Genomic DNA, 16,823 nt, shown 5'->3' with positions numbered 1-16,823 from the left:
ACGTCAGGGCCCCGCCCAGCCGCACGCCGCGACCGCGGGGCCCTGACGTCCCGATGCCCGCAGCAGGGCACCGGGTCCGCACTCGCACACCCGGCCGGAAACACCGGGCGGCTGGCCGTGAGGAGCCGCCCGTTCCGGGTAACCCGGTCGGCAGAGTGCCGTGCAGTTCGTATCCGGGAGGGGACGCCGGTCATGAGGACGACCGAGCTGACCGACGGTGGCCACCGCGTGATCGTGGTCGCGGTCGACAAGGGCGAGGACGCCGTCAGCGTCATCAACGACGTCGCGACCCGGTCCGACATCCGGGGGGCCCGGGTCACCGGCGTCGGCGGCTTCCACACCGCCGAGGTCGGCTACTTCGACCGGGAGGCGCTGGACTACGTCCGCATCGCCGTACCGGAACAGGTCGAGGTGCTCTCGCTGCTCGGTGACATCGCGGAGAGCCAGGGCAAGCCGGCACTGCACGTACACACCGTCCTCGGCCGCCGCGACGGGACCACCGTCGGTGGACACCTCCTGCGCGGCGAGGTCTGGCCCACGCTCGAAGTGATCATCACCGAGGTGGGCGGGAACCTCACCAAGCAGGTCGACCCGGAGACCGGCCTCGCGCTGCTCAACGCGCCCGGTACGCAGACCCGATGATCCCGCTCGCGCGGGCGGTCACCGGGCGACGTCGTCCACCACCTGGTCGAAGAGCAGGCCACTCGACCCTTCGCCGAGACCGGGCCGCTTACGCCGGCCGATCCAGGTGTGGGTGGAGCCGTCGGACCAGCGGGCCCGCTGCCGCGCCCGGGTGACGTGCACCCCCTCCCGAGGCACCTCCTCCTCGTGGATCAGCAGGTCGGTGCCGGGTTCGAGGAGCTGCCCGAGCGGCTGCGGGGTGACCGTCTGCCCGTCGTGCCGTCGCGGCACGGTCGCGCGGCGCAGCCGGTACGCGCCGGCGGTGGGCTGCACCGGCAGCAGCGGGAACCAGTGCTCGGGCACCGAGGTGGCCAGCTGGTAGTAGGCGTTGCTGGCCGTACCGTCGGCCGGTTCGGGGGTGACCAGGTCGGCGGTCTCGTGCCGGCGGATCGGGTTGCCGGTGGCACCCTCGACGACCGTCTCGACCGCCCAGGCGACGTTGGCCATCTCGTCGCGGAACATCCGGACCTCCTCGACCGGTTCCGCCTCCTGCTGGTCGGCGATCGCCGGGGCGATCAGCAGGCCGTCGGAGCGTCCGCCGACGACGTCGGCGCCGGGGCCGGTGACGGTGTGCCGGAAGAGGCTGAAGTCCTGGCCGTCGCCGGGTAGCGCGCCGGCCGCCCGGACCAGGGTGCGGAAGCCGAAGGTGTCGGTGACCACCAAGGATCTGATCTTCACGACGGTGCCGGTCGGCACGGTCAACGGCAGCAGGTACCAGTCGTTGCTGTAGACCGTGGCGTACTCGACCAGGAGCAGCCGGGCCAGGTCGGTGGGTTCCGCCTCGACCCGACCGAAGTCCACCCGGGCGTCCTCGAACTCCCACCACCGGGCGGCCGGCATGCCCGGGTACGCGGCCGGTGCGGGCAGCAGCGTGTTGACGATCGTCCCGATCTGGTTGGTGGCGGGCAGCCGGGCCGCCGTGTCGACGGTGAACGAGTACCAGTCGAGGCGGCCACCGTCGTACTCGGGGGCGGCGAGCACGACGTCGTTGTCGCCGAACCGGGCCGACATGTCGAACCGGTACTCCATCCGGGTCGGCTGCCAGGCGTCCGCCGGATCCGGGGCACCGCCGTCGGACAGGTCGAGGCCGAGGGTGTCCAGCCAGTCCAGCCAGCTGCGGGCGACGTCGGCCAGCACGGGCACGTCGCCCGGCAGCATCGGCACCGCGGGCGGCCGGGTGCCGTGCTCGACCAGGGCGCGCAGCACGGGCAGCAGGGCCGCGCCGCTGGGCACCCGGTGCCGCATCACCGCCAGCCACCGCCGGCTCGGCCCGTCCAGTTCCTCGCCAGCGGCGGTCAGGGCGTACCCCTCGACGACGTTGGCCGCGTACCGGGCCAGCCGCCCCCGGGCGGTGAGCAGCCGGAGGAAGTGCCGGCCGGTACGCGCGGCGGTCCGCAGCTCGGTGATCCGGGTGGCCGGACCGGCCTCGACCACGGCTTCCAGCGGCCGGCCGTGGTCGTACGGCTGCACCGTCCCGCCGTGCGGGCGGTAGGTGGTCACCGGCGCGGTCTCCGCGTGGATCCGGACGGAGGCCGGCGAACCGGCGTCCTCGCCGGTGAACTCCCCCAGCTGCCACTGCCGGGACAGCAGCCACAGCGGGTCGTGGGTGCGGGCCTGCAGGCCCGGGGAGAGGTCGTCGCTGCGGGAGCCCGGCTCCAGCCGGGTCCAGGAGGTTACCGAGGGCATCTGTGGTCCTTAGCCGGCCGGGACGGTACGGGTGAAGTCGGTCGCCGCGGTGTCACCGTCGACGTTGACCGGGAAGTAGAGGGCGGGCAGGAACTGGCCCACCTCGCCGAGGGTCGCCACGTCGACCGCCCGCAGCGGTGCCAGTTCCAGCGTCTCCACCAGGGTGCGTTCCAGCGCGTCGCGGGTCCAGGTGGGCGCGCCGTCGGCGGGTACGGCGAGCAGGATCGCCTGCGGCGCGGCCTGGCCGGGGGTCTCGGCGTGGAACGCCACCCCGGTCGTCTCGGTGTCGCTGGGCAGCACCTCCACCCATTCGTCGACCAGCAGGCCGCACAGCGGTGCGGTCGGGTCCACCTCGGTCGGGGCGTGCACGACCAGGCCGAGCCGGGACCCGGTGGGCCGCTCGCCGGTGAACGGCAGCGCCAGCCACCGGTCACCGTCGGCGTACGGCAGTTGCGCCACCCGCAGCGCCGGCGGCGTACCCGGCCGGACCGCGTCGGCGTAGCCGCGCACGGTGTCCAGCCGGGCGGCGCCGGGGCGTACCAGTGCCGCCTCGGCCAGCCAGTCCTCCGCCGCGTACGGGTCGTCGTGCTGCAACGCGGTGCTCGCCGCCAGCGCCTCGGCCAGGCCCGCCGGTTCGCTCACCGTGAAGGTGGGCAGCACCTGGAAGTCGGCGCCGAACACCGCCCGCAGGCGGGCCAGGTCGTGGGCGCGGACCTGGTCCGGGTCGGCGGTCGCGTCGACGCTCAACGCGGCCAGCGCGGCGTGGCGGGTGGCCACCTCCGGGTGCACCGCGCGGGCCCGGGCCCGCAGCGCCGCGGGGGTGGCGTCCGGGCCGGTGTACGCCCCGAGCACGCCGATGGCGGCGGCCAGCTCCAGCGCCGGGGCGAGGGTCGCCGGGTCGTCGGAGGTGAGGTCGTCCACCAGCTGGTCCAGCAGGGCGGCGGCCTCGTCGGCCCGCCCGGTGACGGCGGGGTCGGCCGGGCCGACCTGATCCGGCTCGCCGGTGCTCAGGTCCGCGGCGGTCAGCGGGCGGGCCGTGGTGACCAGGGCACGCACCGAACGGGCCGCCTCGACGAACTCGTCCAGCGACAGCACCTCGGCCGCCCAGCCGTCCGGACGGCCCGGTACCACCCGCACCGGACGGGTACCGGTCGCGCCGGCCGGCAGGCCGTCGGCCGTGGCCGCGTCGAGGACCCGGGCGGCCAGCTCGCTGTCGGCGGTGGTGTCCTCGACGTCGGTCAGAGCGAGCAGGTCCAGCGCCGGGCGGCCGAGCCGGTCGAGGCTGACCGTGCCGGTCACCGGGCCGTCGTCGCCGGCCCATTCGACCTGACAACGGACCGACGCCGGGCGCGGCAGCAGTTCCCGGACCAGCGCCTCCAGCCGAGGTTCGGCGTCGGCTCGGGGCGTCGGCCCGCTGGTCGGCCAGTGCTCCGGCTCGCTGGGCCAGTCGCCGCCGACCAGCACCAGGCGGTGGGTGAGCGCCAGCCCGGTACGCGGCGTACGGGCGAACTCCAGCTCGGTGGCGGGTACGTCACCACGGGAGGCCGCGTCGAGGGTGGCGCCGGCGCGCAACGGGTTGCCCTGCGCGGCGTGGTGCACGCTCTCGGCGAGCAACGCGTCGGCGACCGCGTCGATCGCCTCGCCGAGCGAGCCGAGCACCGCGACCAGCGCCCGGTGGTCGTCGGTGCCGACGTTCGGCAGCCCCGGGTCGCCACCCCAGTCGATCCGGTCCGCGCGCCAGATCCGGTGCAGTTCGAGACCGTCCACGACGGCGGTGGCGGCCACCACCTCCCGGGGCCGGGTGTCGTGCTCGACGCGGGTGGCCCGGACCGGGGCGATGGCCCGCAGCCTCGGCAGGTACTGCTCCAGCACCCGCGGATGGTCCTGTAGTTGGCGTTCGAAGCGGTAGCCCAGCAGCTCGGTCAACGGCTGGCCCTGGCGTACGCCGTCGAGCAGCCAGGCGGCGAGCCGGACCCGGTCGGAGGTGAGGTCGACGGCGAGCGGGTTGTCGCCGGGCCCGGTGTGGGCTCGGTAACCGGCCCGCAGCACCGCCGCGGTGGTCGCCTGCCCCAGCGACGGCGCGTGCAGGTAGCCGGCGTTCGGTGCCCCTTCCCACAGCTGTCCGCGCTCGCCCGGCGGCGGGCTGGTGACCACGGTCGGGGCGACGGCGCTTCGGCGCAGGTTCTCCACCCAGCCGTAGCCGCCCAGGTGCACCCCGTTGGGCTCGACGGTGCGCATCGCGTCGAGCTTCTTGGTGGCGAACGACGTGATCCAGGCGTCCAGCCGGTACGCGCACAGGTCCATCGCCTCGGCGAGCAGCCGCTCCAGGTCCGCGCTCGGGTAGGCGGCCAGGGCCCGCGCGCTGGCCCGGTAGTCGGCCAGGTCCCGCACGGCCGGCTCGCCGGTCGGGTTCGCGGCGCGCAGGTAGTCGCCCACCGCACCGCGCCCGCCGGGCAGCACCCGCTCCAGCTGGCGCCACAGTGGCCAGCTCTCCCGGTCGGGCCGGATGTCGATCAGTTCGGCGTCGCGGTAGGCGTCGGCGGGCAGCGGCGCGAGGGCGGACTGCACGCGACGGGCCCCGGTGGCGTACTCGGCCAGCGCCGACTGGCGCAGCACCCGGTACAGCAGCGGGGTGGCGGCGCCGTCGGTCTCCGCGCGGTCGCGCAGCTCCTGCCAGCTGCGCGCCGGGTCGGCGAGCCAGCGCAGGTATCCGGCGGCGGTGCCCGGGGCCGGCGGGTCGACCAGCGGCCCGCCGACCGAGTGGGCGTCCTCGGCGAACACCGCTTGCGCCACCCGGGGTGCCCAGTCCAGGTCGAGCAGGTCCATCAGCTGGTTCGGTTCGAAGGCCTGCCGCTCGCGCCAGTCGCCGTCCAGCCGCAGCCGCAGGAACCGCCACAGGTGGGTGACGTACTCCATGCCGAGCAGGCTGCGGGCCTTCCAGTGCCAGGCGACCGGGGCCTGGGCGAGGATCCGCAGCAGGACCTGCTGGGCGTTGCCGGGCCCGCCGACGCGCGGCACACCGGGCAGGCCGGTGCCGGGGTCGAGTTCGGTGGCCGACGGTCGCCACACCCGGTCGCGCAGCAGCCGCAGGAACGAGACCAGGGCGGTGTCCCGGGCGTCCGGGCCGCTCCACTGGTTCAGCGCGGTAACCGGCAGGATGCCGTACGGCTGCTCGGCGATGCGCAGGGTGGGCACCGGACCGGCGGCGCGGACGTGGTCGACGAAGTGCCGCCGGCCGTGCCGGATGCCGTCCTCGCCGATCGTGTCGGTGAGCAGGTCGCTGAGGAAGTATCCCCAGGTGGCGGCCCAGGCGACGGTGTTCATGTGCCGGGCACCGGCATGCTGCGACACCGCCGCTTCGGCCGGGTCGGCCGGTGGCCCGTCCGGGCGGTGCGCGGCGCGGGCCAGGGCGCGCGGCGAGCTGGTGGCGGCGCCCGCCCGGGCGGCGTGCAGCGGGTCGCCGTGCTGCGCGACGACCGGGACGCCCAGGGCGCGGGCGGTGACCGGTGCGTCGCCGTCGGCCTCGGTGGGGGGCTGCTGGCCGTGGTCGACGCGGAGCAGGTCGGCCCGCTGTGGGCTGCGGGTGTCCCGGCCGGAGCGGTCGGCGGCGGTGTTGTTGGTCGGGGTGCCCGGTGCGACGTAGTCCAGGCCGTGGGTGTGGAAGTGGGCGTCGAGGAGTTCGCCGAGGAGGCGGGAGCCGCGCGCGGCCGGGGTGTCGGTCGGTGCCGCCGGGTCGCTGTCGACGCCGAAGACGACCAGCCGGTCGATGCCGTGCTGGGCCATCGCCGGCGGCAGCGGGATGCGTCCGGCCATGCCCACCTGCACCGCGTGGTCGAAGTCGACCAGCCAGCGGCTCGCCTCGTCCACCGGCGGCTCGTATCCGCTGGTTCCGGAGAGGTCGAGGCCGGCCGGCGGGGCGACGGCCAGCGGCCGGCGCACCGGGGTGGACTCCCAGTAGACGGGGGCCACGCCGGCCCGCCAGAGCGTCACCTGCCACTGGCTGGGCAACCCGCGGGCGACCGGCGACCGGCTCCACGGGTCCGCGCCCCCGGGCACCGGCGGGAAGTCCGGGTCGCGCGGCAGCGGCTTCTCCGGCGGCACGGGTGCGGTGGGCCGGCCGGTCTCGGCGGGTTCGAGCACACGGGCGATCCAGGCCGCCCGCTCCGGTTCCACCAGCAGGCACAGCCGCCGCCAGGCGGCCAGCTCGTCCTCGGCGACGCGCCCCGCCCGCCAGGTGTCGATCCAGTACTGCCGGCCCCAGGCCACCTCGTCGTCGGTCAATTCCGGCTGGTGGGAGTCGACGTGCAGCACGTCGGGCAGGATCCGCAGCCACAGCTCGGTGCTGGTGCCGACGTCGACGAACCGGGTCTCCACGCGTACCGGCAGCAGCGCGACCGGCCACCGGGTCGAGAGGTTCCACTGGGGTACGGGTGGGGTGCTCATGAGGCGTCCTCGGCGAGTTCGGGCAGGGAAAGCAGGTTGTTGGGGATCTCACCGTCGGCTTCGGTGGTCAGGTACACGCGTCCTTCGCCGGTCCGGGACACCCGGACCCGCACGGCGCGACCGGTGGGTTGTTCCACCAGGAACCGTTCCTGGCGGCTGATCGCGGCGATCACCTCGTCGGTGCTCATCCGCCAACGGGTGCCGTCGTCACGGCGGCCGGCGAGCGCCACGATCCGGTCCTGGTCGACGCCGCCGGCCCGCTGGACGGTGGCCTCGACCCGCCAACTGTCGTCGACAGCGGGCACCATGTCGGTGGCGTGCACGGCCACCAGCACGGGCGGTTGGAGCAGGATGCGTGCCTGGTGGGCGCTGTTGTGACCCCAGCCGAGCCCGTCCAGGCTCAGGTTGTGCAGGCCGCTGGCCACCGGTACGTGCCGCAGCATCCGGTCGTCGGCGGCGGTCGGCGACAGGTGCCGCCAGTGCAGGTCCGCCCAGCTGGCGGGGGTGCCCCCGTACGGGGTGTCGGCGGCCGGGGCGTCCAGCCCGAACCGGGCGTCGACCGGGGGCTGTCGCAGCATCACGAACCAGCCGTCGCCGGTCACGCCGCCACGGGCCTCGGTGACCGACAGCGGCAGACCGAAGAAGTGGATGTCCGGCTGGAGCCGGCCGGTGAACCGTGGTGCGCGTACCTCCCCGGTCGGTGTCCGCCGGCCGTCGGTGCCGACGGCGGCCCGCTGGACGTAGATCTCGGTACCCGGGTAGCGGCGCAGCAGTTCGCCACGCACCAGCACCACCAGCATGTCCCCGGGGCCGTCGGCGGCGGAGTTCCCGCCGAGTTCCCGTTCGGGATGCCACCCGGCGACCGGCGGTAGGCCGGTCGGCGAGCCGTCGGCGGCGCGCAGGTCCCAGAACCGGTGGACGAAGGTGGCGCGCGGGTCGGTGGGGTAGCGCCGCCAGAGCATCTCCCGGCCCAGTTCGGCGTTGAGGCCGACCATGAACGCCTCGACGAAGGCGGCGTTGACCCGCAGCACCGTCACGGTCTCCGGCGGGACGTCGGACACCCCGGGGAAGAGCAGGTTCTGGGACAGGTCCCGCAGCAGCTCGTACATGGGTTGCGGGAACCGGGGCACCACGACCAGCTGGCGCAGGTTCTGCACGGTCGGCTCCCCGGGTAGCTCCAGGTGCCGCACCATCCGCGCGGTGATGCCCTCGACGGGGTGCAGGGCGTCGCTGACCCGGGCGGCCAACGCGGCGGCGTCGAACGCCTCGCGCTTCTTCTGCCGCGCCAACGCCTGGGCGGCGAGGACTCGGTCCTGGTGCCGCCGGGCGGCGGCGACGAACCGGTCCCCCATCGCGGTACGGACGGCGGTCAGCTGCGGGTCCAGGTCGGCGACGGCGACCGCCGCGCCCTGGCTCTCCCAGCCGAACCAGCCGGGTACGAGCGCGTCGGCGGACCAGTGCGCGGCGTCGCCGTTGGCGTCGAGGTCCCAGCCGACCCGGTAGTAGCCCTGGTTGTCCAGGGCCGGGTTGGCCAGGTGGAAGAAGACGAGGTCGGCTCGGCGGGTGCCGGTGACGTCCATGACGGCGATGCCGGCACCCTGATGCGCCGCGGGCAACGGTCCTCCCCCGACCGTCTTGAACGGCGACCAGCCGCCGACGACGTGGCCGCGGGCGTTGATGCGCCGGCCGATCCGGTACACCGCCTGGGTGGCACCCTGGTACGGCCCGACGGCCAGCACGACGATGTCGGGCGTGCCGTTGTCGTCGAGGTCGGCGACGGCCACACCGACGCCCCGCACCGGCCACGGCAACTCCTGCACCGGCATCGAATCCGACCAGCCCCGGGTGATCTCCCCGTTGGTGTCGAGGCGCCACCCCACCCGGTAGTAGACCTTCCCGGAGGTGCCGCCGGTGACGTAGGCCAGGATCAGCTCCGGGCGGCCGTCGCCGTCGAGGTCGGCCAGCGCCAGGTCGGCGCCCTGCACCTCGGCGGCCACCTCGTCGGGTAGCCGGAACTCCGGGCTCCACCCGCCGGTGACCTGTCCGGCGGCGTCGAGGTCCCAGCCGATCTGGTACCGGACGGTGTTCGCGCCGGCCGGGTTGTCCACCCACATCAGGATCAGGTCGGGTCGACCGCTGCCGTTGACGTCGGCCACCGCGATGCCGAGCCCCTGGGTCTCCCAGCCGATCGGGGTCGGCTTACGGATCGGCGCGGACCACCCGCCCCGCACCTCGGCTTCGAAGCCGAGGTCACGGCCCACCCGGTGATGGATGTAGTTGTCCCGTTCGGGGTTGTCGACGTGCGCGACCACCAGGTTGGACAGGAAGCCCAGCGGCAGCGCCCACCGGGCGTCGGCCGCCGGTGCGGCGTTGGCCGGGCCGGAACCGCGCGAGTCGAGAGCGGTGCCGTGGTCGGTCCAGAGCCAGGAGCTGCCCTCCTGGTGCAGGGAGAAGAGATGGCCGTTGCTGCCGGTGACGAAGAGCATCCGGCGGGAGCGCATGACGGCTCCCGGTGGCTGCATGACCCGGGTGCCCGGCGGAGTGCCCCGGTCAACCCACTGCCCGGCGGTGCCGTTGAACACCCGCTGGTGCAGCCGGCCGTCCGAGGCGCCGACGAACAGCGACGTCTCGGTACCGATCACCATCAGCTCGTACGTCATGTTGACGATCTCGCCGCCAGCGGGACGACCGTGGTCGAGCCACGCCGGAGTGACCGCCGATCGCCACTCGAACAGCCGCCCGTCGTTGGTCTTGACGAACACGGAGTTGCCGGAGGCGGGCCCGATGTCCGCCACCGACGCGCCGCTCGGGCGGCCCCGGTCGACCCAGAGCCAGCGGGTCCCGTTCCACTGCCGCTCCCACAGCTTGCCCGCGTCGGTGCGGACGAAGAACCTCGTGTTGCCGATGGCCGCCCACGGCTGGCTGAGGATCTTCTCGGTGCCGCCCGGGTTGCCGTGGTCGACCCAGGACCAGGTGTCGCCGTCACGGCGGCGTTCCCACAGCCGGCCGACGTTCACGGTGCCGTTCATGGTGGTGGCCAGGAACACGCTCTGGTTGTTGAGCACCAGAGCCGGTGTGGTCCCGAGGCCGTAGCTGTTCGGTGGGTCCGGGTGCCGGCGCCAGAGCCACTGGTCCGACGCCCAGTAGCGCTCGAAAAGGCGGCCGTGCACGGTGGCGACGAACATCCGCCGGCCGCCGTCCATGAAGCCGCCCGGCTCGACGCCGGCGGCCTGGGTGCCGGGCGGTGCGCCGCGGTCGAGCCAGAGCCAGCGGGTGCCGTCGAAGTACCGCTCGAAGAGCCGCCCGTCGGCACTGTTGACGAACATCCGCCGGTCGTCGGGGGCCACGCCGGGCGGGCTGAGCAACGCGCTCGGCAGGCCGGTGGGTTCGCCGGGTACGCCGGCGGGCAGCGGGGCCGTGTCCGGGTACACCACGGGCAGCGGCTCCGGCGGGGGTCCCGGGTCGGGCTCCGGGTCCGGGTCCGGCCAGTCCGGCGGGTCCCGGTCCGGCGGTGGCCGCATCGGCAGGACCGGCGGCCCCGGATCCTCCGGCACGGCGGCGATCCCCGCCGTCGGCGTCGCATCCACGATGGGCGAGATCGGGGCCGCGCCGGCCTCCGGCGCCGGCCCGACGACGGGCGCGACGCTGGTCGCGGGACCGGCCAGCAGCGAGGCCGGGCGACGCCACCAGGTCACTGCCGTGTCGAAACGCTGCTGGTTGATCCGGGTGAAGGAGATGTCGTCGCCGGCCACGTCGTCGAAGAGCACCGTGCCGGCCGGTGGCCGGGCAGGTGGCGTCGCGGTGACGGCGTTGCTGGCGGCCGCCGCCACCACCGTGCCGAGGTCGACCTGCGGTCCGAAGCGGCGGGCCAGCGGACCGCCCGGCCGGGTCATCCGCCGGAACGGCGCGGACAGCGTCGCCGCGGCGGTCGGATTCTGCTCGACCTGCGTGCTGAGCAGGCGCTTGCTGCGCGGGCTGACCGTCACCGCGCCCAGCACCGACCCGGACAGCTGCAACAACCGGCCCACCACCGGCGGTACGGCGGTCGGCGCCGGGCCGCCCGCGAAGCCGGCGACGATCCGCCGTTCGTACGCCGAGCGGCTCGCCTCGACCGCCAGCTCGGCCTGCCGCAGCGCCTCGTTGGCACGCTGTACGGCGGCCGCCTGTTCCCAGGCGGCGGCCATCAACTCCTCCTGCCGTTCGCGGACGATCCGGGCACCGAGGGCGGCGGCGACCCGGTGCCGCGGGTCGAGGTTGAGTTCCCGCAACCAGCGGGGCAGGCCGGACTCCTCGGGCACCCGGTCGACCCCGGCGTGGAGGCCGCCGTAGAGCGGCGGCCCGAGCCGCTGGCCGGTGTCGCCGATCAGCTCGCGCAGCAGCCGCTGCACCGGTTCCCGCGACTCGGGCGTCCAGACGGTGGGCATGGTCAGCGCGCCGCGCAACGCCCCCTCCACGCCGAGGGTGACCGTCGGCACGCTCGGATCCAGGTCGGGGACGCCGATCCGGCCGACCAGCACCGGGCGCAGACCGGCGTCGTCGGGCAGGGCCCGGGCCCGCAACCGCCGCACCAGCGACTCGAAGTCGCCGTCGGCCCCGGTGGAGAACTCCCAGCTGTGGTAGACCGGCAGCGCGGGGGACGGTCCGACCGACCCGCTCCAGGCCGGGGCGAGCGGGGCCGAGTCGTCGACCGCCAGCCCCAGGCCGGCGAGCCGGCCAGGCTCGAAGGCTGGGACCAGGCAGGCCCGGTAGGCGACCCCGGCCGCCAACCGGCGCGGGCTGACCAGCCGCGACAGCGTACGGGTCGGATCGGCGGCCAGCACCGCCGAGACCGCTTCGCCCTCGGTGGTGGCCACCTGGGCGTGCGCCCAGGCCCAGGACTCGCTCAGGTCCGGCAACTCGGCCAGGTCGCACTCCAGCACCGGCAGGGGTGCCCCGGTGTCGGTGCGCAGCGCCGAGTTGGCCACCGGCACCACCACCAGGAACAGCCACGGCCGCAGCCGCTGGCGGCTGCCCGCGGCGGCGGGGGTGAACAGCCACGGGAAGTCCGGCCGGTCGAACTCGATGCTGGCCAGGTTGTTCGGTTCGAAGTCGCTGGCGGCGGGCGGCGGATCCAGTCGGATGATCTGCCGCGGGTCGACGCCGCGCACGTCGCCGGGCCCGTACAGGCGCACGTCGAAGCGGTGTTCGGCGCGGCCGGTCAGGCGTACGCCGACGGTGACCGGTTGCCGGGAGGGGATGTCCTCGTCCAGCGGGTCCGGCGCCGCCCCGGCGGCCGCCAACCCTTCCCGCACGTATGCCAGGAAGTGCAGTTGTGCCGTCACCGGCGGGCCTCCTCAACGGGTCGGGAACGGTAGGTGGGTTCGATGAAGCGCACCAGCGGCGGCGTCGCGACGCGGTACGCGACCGGGCCGGCGGCCCGGGCCTGGGCGAGTGCGGCGGGGGTGGTGTGCGACAGCCGAATCAGCGTGCTGCCGTCCAACGTGACCCGCTTCGCCGCGACGGTGGGGACGACGGCTGCCGTGTCGGGCTCGTCGATGACCACGAGGTCGTAGCCCAACGCCACCGGCGGGGGCGGCTCGGCGTCGTACTCCAGTTCGGCGGCGGCGAACGCGCGACCGGCCTCCATCAGCTCGAACGACGGCGTGGACAGCTTCTCGTCGTCGGTCATGTCCTGGAACTGCGCCCGGGCGAAGTGCTCGTAGGTGGCCCTGCCGACGTCGCTGGCGGCCACCTCACCGAAACGCACCTCGGCGAGGTTGAAGCTGCCACGCTCCGCCACCGGCGCGGTGCCGTACCGGTTGATCTCCACCCCGAGCGGGGCGACCCGCTGGCTGACGGCGATCGCGCCGAGCGGGTGGGCCAGCAGCTGGCCGGGGCCGGCCTCGATCCGGCGCAGCGTCACCAGCGGCTCGCCACGCGGCGGCAGCTGCGCGGTCCAGTTGGCCGGGTCGGCGAGCGCGGCGTCCAGCAGTTCCCCGACGTCGACCGCGGTGGGCAGCGGCGGCGGTGTCCGGGAACCGATCGACACGTCGAAGGAGACGGACCCGCTGATGAACAACACCTTGAAGCTCGCTCTGCCTCGGGCCCGCCAGGGCCGCGGCCCGCTCAGCGTCAGGTGCAGCGAGACCGCCATCAGGTCACGGCTGCCCCGGCGCAGCGCCACCGCGGCGGCGATGTCGGTGATGAAGCCGAGCGGCGCCAGCTGCACCAGCGCGTCGAAGCCGAGCATGCCGGAGATGTTGAAGCCGGCCGCCTCGGCGTAGACCTCCAGGCGGGCGCCGAACTGGACGGTGTTGGAGGTCAGCGCCAGGTACGCCTCCAGCCGCAGCCGCGGATTGTCCCGGTCGGAGAGCGCGATGGCGAGGCGGCGCAGCGCCGGGAAGCCGGTCGGCGGCTGGAACCGGGGGTTGAACCCGCCGGCGGCCAGGGCGAAGCTCGGCTCCCGCCCCCACGACATCCGCATCGCCATGTCGCCGGTGATCGGGAACCCGGCGACCTGCGAGTCGTACAGGGAGGCGTCGATGGCGGCCTGTTCGGCACCGAAGTCCACCACGCCCAGCACGTCCATGTTGATGCTGACCACCGGGTGCTTCGGGTCGGGCAGCGCCATCCGCAACCGGCCGAGCACCACCAGCCGCATCGGCGCCGGCAGCTCCAGCACCACGCCCAGGTCGAAGGTGAGCAGGGTCGGGGTGCCCCAGCCGATCCGGGCCATCGGCCCGAACACGTGCCGCCCCACCGCGACCGGGAACACCGAACCGGCGGTGGCGACCACCTCGGCCGCCCGCCCCACCGGGTCGGCGGGGAACATCAACGAGTTCAGCGAGCCGGTACGCAGCCCGGCGCGCAGAGTGTCGATGTCCACCCGCCGGTTGACGCCGAGCATGCCGCCGACCCCGTTGAGGGTGAACCCGAAGCCGAGCTGGATCGGGGTGAACTCGGCGGAGATGACGACCAGCAGGGAGAAGCCCGCACTGCCGTCCGGCATCCGGATCGGCGAGCCGTCCGGGTTGCGGGTGGCCAGCAGGCCGATCGCGCTGACCGCGATCGCTTCGAACTGAAGTTGCAGCACACCGGCGTACTGGCCGGCCCGCTCGTCGACGAAGAGGTAGCCGCCGCCCACCAGCGGACCGGCCTTGATGGACAGCCCGACGCCCGAGGGTGGTTTGAACGCCAGCGCGGCGTCCGCCGAGCCGAGGTTGCCCCCGTCCGGCGGGAAGGTGAGCCCCGCGGTGATGCCGATCCGCTCGGCCACGGCCTGCACCGGCCCGAGCCGCAGCGACGCCGACGCACCGAGCACCGCGGCGAGTCCCTGGTCGGCGGCGCCGAGGGCGGCGTGCACCCCGAACACCTCGACCGGGCCGGCGCTGACGTGCACCGGCAGGTCCACGTCCAACCCGGCGGCGCCACGGAAGGTGAGTCCCTTGCGCAGCGACCACGACAGGGCCAGGTCGAACTGGGCGCGCAGTCCGTCGGCCGGCAGGACCTGGGCGAGAAAGCCGTCACCGTCGCCGGGGACGATCACCAGCATGGCCCGCGCGGCGGAGATGGACAGCTCGATGTCGTCGAGGCCGCCGCCGAGCGCGGCGCCGAGGCCCAGCCGCAGCCCCTGGATCTCCAGTCGGGTGCCGGTGGCGCTGCCCACCCTTACCGCGACACCGGTCGCGTCCGGCACCCGGTCGGCGGTGAGCGCCACCCGCACCACGCCGGCCAGGCCGTCGGGCAGGGTCAGCCCGTCGCGGCCGATCGCGAAGCCCGCGCCGGCACCGGAGACGGCCAGCCGCAGCGCCCAGCCGGCGATCACCCGGTCGAGGTCCAGCGCGCCGCGCAGCGCGACCACCAGCCCCAGGTCGCCCCGGTCGGCCGGGGACAACGCGACGGTGGCCCCGACGGTGACGTCGGCGTCGCCGACCCGGATCGGCGCGGCGACGGTGAGCATGCTCTGGGCCAACGCGGTGCCCACCGGCCCGAGATCCGGCCCGTCGGCCGGGTCGACGCCGGGCAGCGCGGGCACGCCCAGCTCGCGCAGCAGCGCGGCGATCCGGGGGAAGAGCCGGGCCGCGCCGGCGTCGGCCGCCGCCGCGGTGTCGAACCCGTCCGGGAAGTACGTCGCGCGCAGCGTGCCGACCGGGTCGCGCAGCAGGTCGCCGAGGCGGTCCAGGTGCAGCTCGGGCCGGGACCGGGGCAGCCGGACCGGGGTGCCCACGGCCGGCATCGGCGGGCTCACCGGGGTTTCCCCGGCCGGGACGATCAGGGTCAGCAGGACCGCCAACTGGTACGCCACCGGGTGCTGGCGTTGCAGGTAGTTGACGGTCAGGAAGGTGATCAGGTCCCGGGCGAGCACCTCGACGGGCGGGGCGCCCGCGGCGCCGCGCAGCGCGGCCGGCAGGCCGCTGACCGCCTGCACCGCCGCGGCGGCCGTCTGGAGGCCGGCGGTCAGGTCGTCGAGCGTCTCCGGCGGCTGGTCGGTGACCAGGCGACGGATGCGGTCGACCGCCTCGGCGCAGGAGGCGAGCCACTGCTCGAAGTCGTCGGCCGGCATCCCGGCCAGCGCGGCCAGGTCCCAGCCGAGCGCGTCGAGCACCTCGGCGCGCCGCCAGGGGCTGGTCGCCGCCATGGTGACCGGGGACAGCAGCGCCTCGACCTCGGCGAGCAACCGGCGCTGGAAGTTGCCGTCATCGGCGGGCTGGGTCATGCCGTCTCCGGTCCATAGAGGGCCGGCGTGAAGGCGATCGGCCACGGGTAGAGGGTCGCCGCCCCGTCGGCGACGTGCGCCACGCCGGCCGCGTTGGTGTAGTAGGTGACCCGGGGCAGGATCGCGTTCGGGTAGCGCAGGTTGATGTGCGGGCCGGACGTGGGGTCGTTCGGGATGGCGTACTGGAGTCTCGGCCGGATCACCCAGTCGCCGCCCTCCCGGCGGAACTCGCCGCCGCCGTTGTAGCGGCGGACCACCTCGCGCTGGAACACCGCCCGGCTGCGCTGGTCGACCGGGTTGGGCAGATCGTTGCGCATCATGTTGTAGGCGGCGCCGGCCTTCTCCTCCATCATCAGCCGGACGCCGCTGCGGATGTTCTCCCGCCAGTTCCACACCTCGTCCAGGGTGGCACCGCGGCCGAAGATGTCGTCGAGCTGGCCCACGCCGTAGCCGTGCGGCGGGCCGAACAACGGCAGCTCTTTCTCGGTACCGTAGAACCACTCACCGCCCTGCCGGGTGTGCCGACGCATAGCCGAGCTCCGGCTGTCGAACTGGTTGTACCCGCCCGCGATGCCGCTCTCGTGGGTGAAGACGGCCAGGACGGTCGCACGCCAGCACTCCCGGCTCAGGATGTTGACCGAGGCCACCGTCAGATGGTTGTCGTAGTACTCATCGACCAGCGCGCGGATGACCGCCTCGATGTCCGCGTTCGGCGCGGGGTTCTGCCCGATGACCCGGAACTCGGGCAGCCGCAGCAGGGGCGTGTCGCCGGGCGGCGGCCCGAGCGTGCCGTCGGCGGCGGCCACCAGGCCGACGTCCAGCGGTTGCCGGTCGACCCGGAACGCCGAGACCCGCAGCAGCCCGTCGCCGCCTCGGATGATCTCCCGCCGCCCGCCGGGCACGGTCGCGTCGGCCTCGGTGACCGTCGGTTGGAACTCCAGGACCAGCGCCGGCCGGGTCGCCGCCCCGGCGGCCCGGCCCCACGGTCGGTCCGGACCGCTCACCACGACGGCGGGCAACCGCCGGTCGGCGGCGGGGAACGGAACCTGAGTCGGCGCCGGGTCGTAGGCCCCCGGCAGGCGCCCGTCGGCGTCGACGGTGAGGTCGCGGCCGGTCCGGTCGGTGAACTGGCCCTGCGCGCCGTAGTACAGCTGCGCCACCGGGGTGCCCGTCACCGCGGGCAACTGGAACGAGTGGCCGACGAGCGGACGCGGCATCGGCGCCGGGAAGGCGTTGGAGTTGGCGTCCGGCCCGTCCCAGCCGAGGTCGAGCCGCCAGTCCCAGTCGATTCGCAACTGGACGGGCCGGGGTGGGACGA

6 protein-coding genes are annotated in these 16,823 nt (G+C 74.7%); 1 reads left to right on the top strand and 5 read right to left on the bottom strand.

The window, feature by feature from the left end:
- Positions 1-192 precede the first annotated feature (192 nt).
- Positions 193-642: a PPC domain-containing DNA-binding protein gene (locus C1I95_RS22650; protein WP_111216404.1), complete on the top strand. Its 450-nt coding sequence runs from the start codon at positions 193-195 to the stop codon at positions 640-642.
- Positions 643-660: 18 nt separating this feature from the next.
- Here C1I95_RS22650 and C1I95_RS22645 read toward each other — a convergent pair whose 3' ends face one another.
- The 5 genes from C1I95_RS22645 to C1I95_RS35355 all read right to left on the bottom strand — a co-directional run.
- Entirely contained in the window at positions 661-2,367 is a 1,707-nt protein-coding gene (locus C1I95_RS22645) for a hypothetical protein (RefSeq protein ID WP_111216402.1), read from the bottom strand.
- A 9-nt stretch (positions 2,368-2,376) separates the two neighbouring features.
- Positions 2,377-6,810, bottom strand: a complete 4,434-nt coding sequence (locus C1I95_RS22640; protein ID WP_111216400.1) for a hypothetical protein — start codon at positions 6,808-6,810, stop codon at positions 2,377-2,379.
- The gene (locus C1I95_RS22635) at positions 6,807-12,131 is read right to left on the bottom strand and encodes an FG-GAP-like repeat-containing protein (RefSeq protein ID WP_111216398.1); all 5,325 of its coding nucleotides are present in this window, start codon (positions 12,129-12,131) and stop codon (positions 6,807-6,809) included. The genes C1I95_RS22640 and C1I95_RS22635 overlap by 4 nt, the downstream gene beginning before the upstream one ends.
- Positions 12,128-15,505 carry a DUF6603 domain-containing protein gene (locus tag C1I95_RS22630; protein WP_111216396.1) on the bottom strand — a complete coding sequence of 1,126 codons (3,378 nt, stop codon included), beginning with the start codon at positions 15,503-15,505 and terminating at the stop codon, positions 12,128-12,130. The genes C1I95_RS22635 and C1I95_RS22630 overlap by 4 nt, the downstream gene beginning before the upstream one ends.
- A partial coding sequence (locus C1I95_RS35355; protein WP_158566448.1) for a hypothetical protein occupies positions 15,502-16,823 on the bottom strand: 1,322 nt, incomplete at its 5' end. The genes C1I95_RS22630 and C1I95_RS35355, both read right to left, overlap by 4 nt.

It is taken from the genome of Micromonospora craterilacus (assembly GCF_003236315.1).
GTDB classification, from domain to species: Bacteria; Actinomycetota; Actinomycetes; order Mycobacteriales; family Micromonosporaceae; genus Micromonospora; species Micromonospora craterilacus.
Note: the sequence above shows the minus strand (reverse complement) of the source record. Positions and strands in the feature narration are given on the sequence as shown.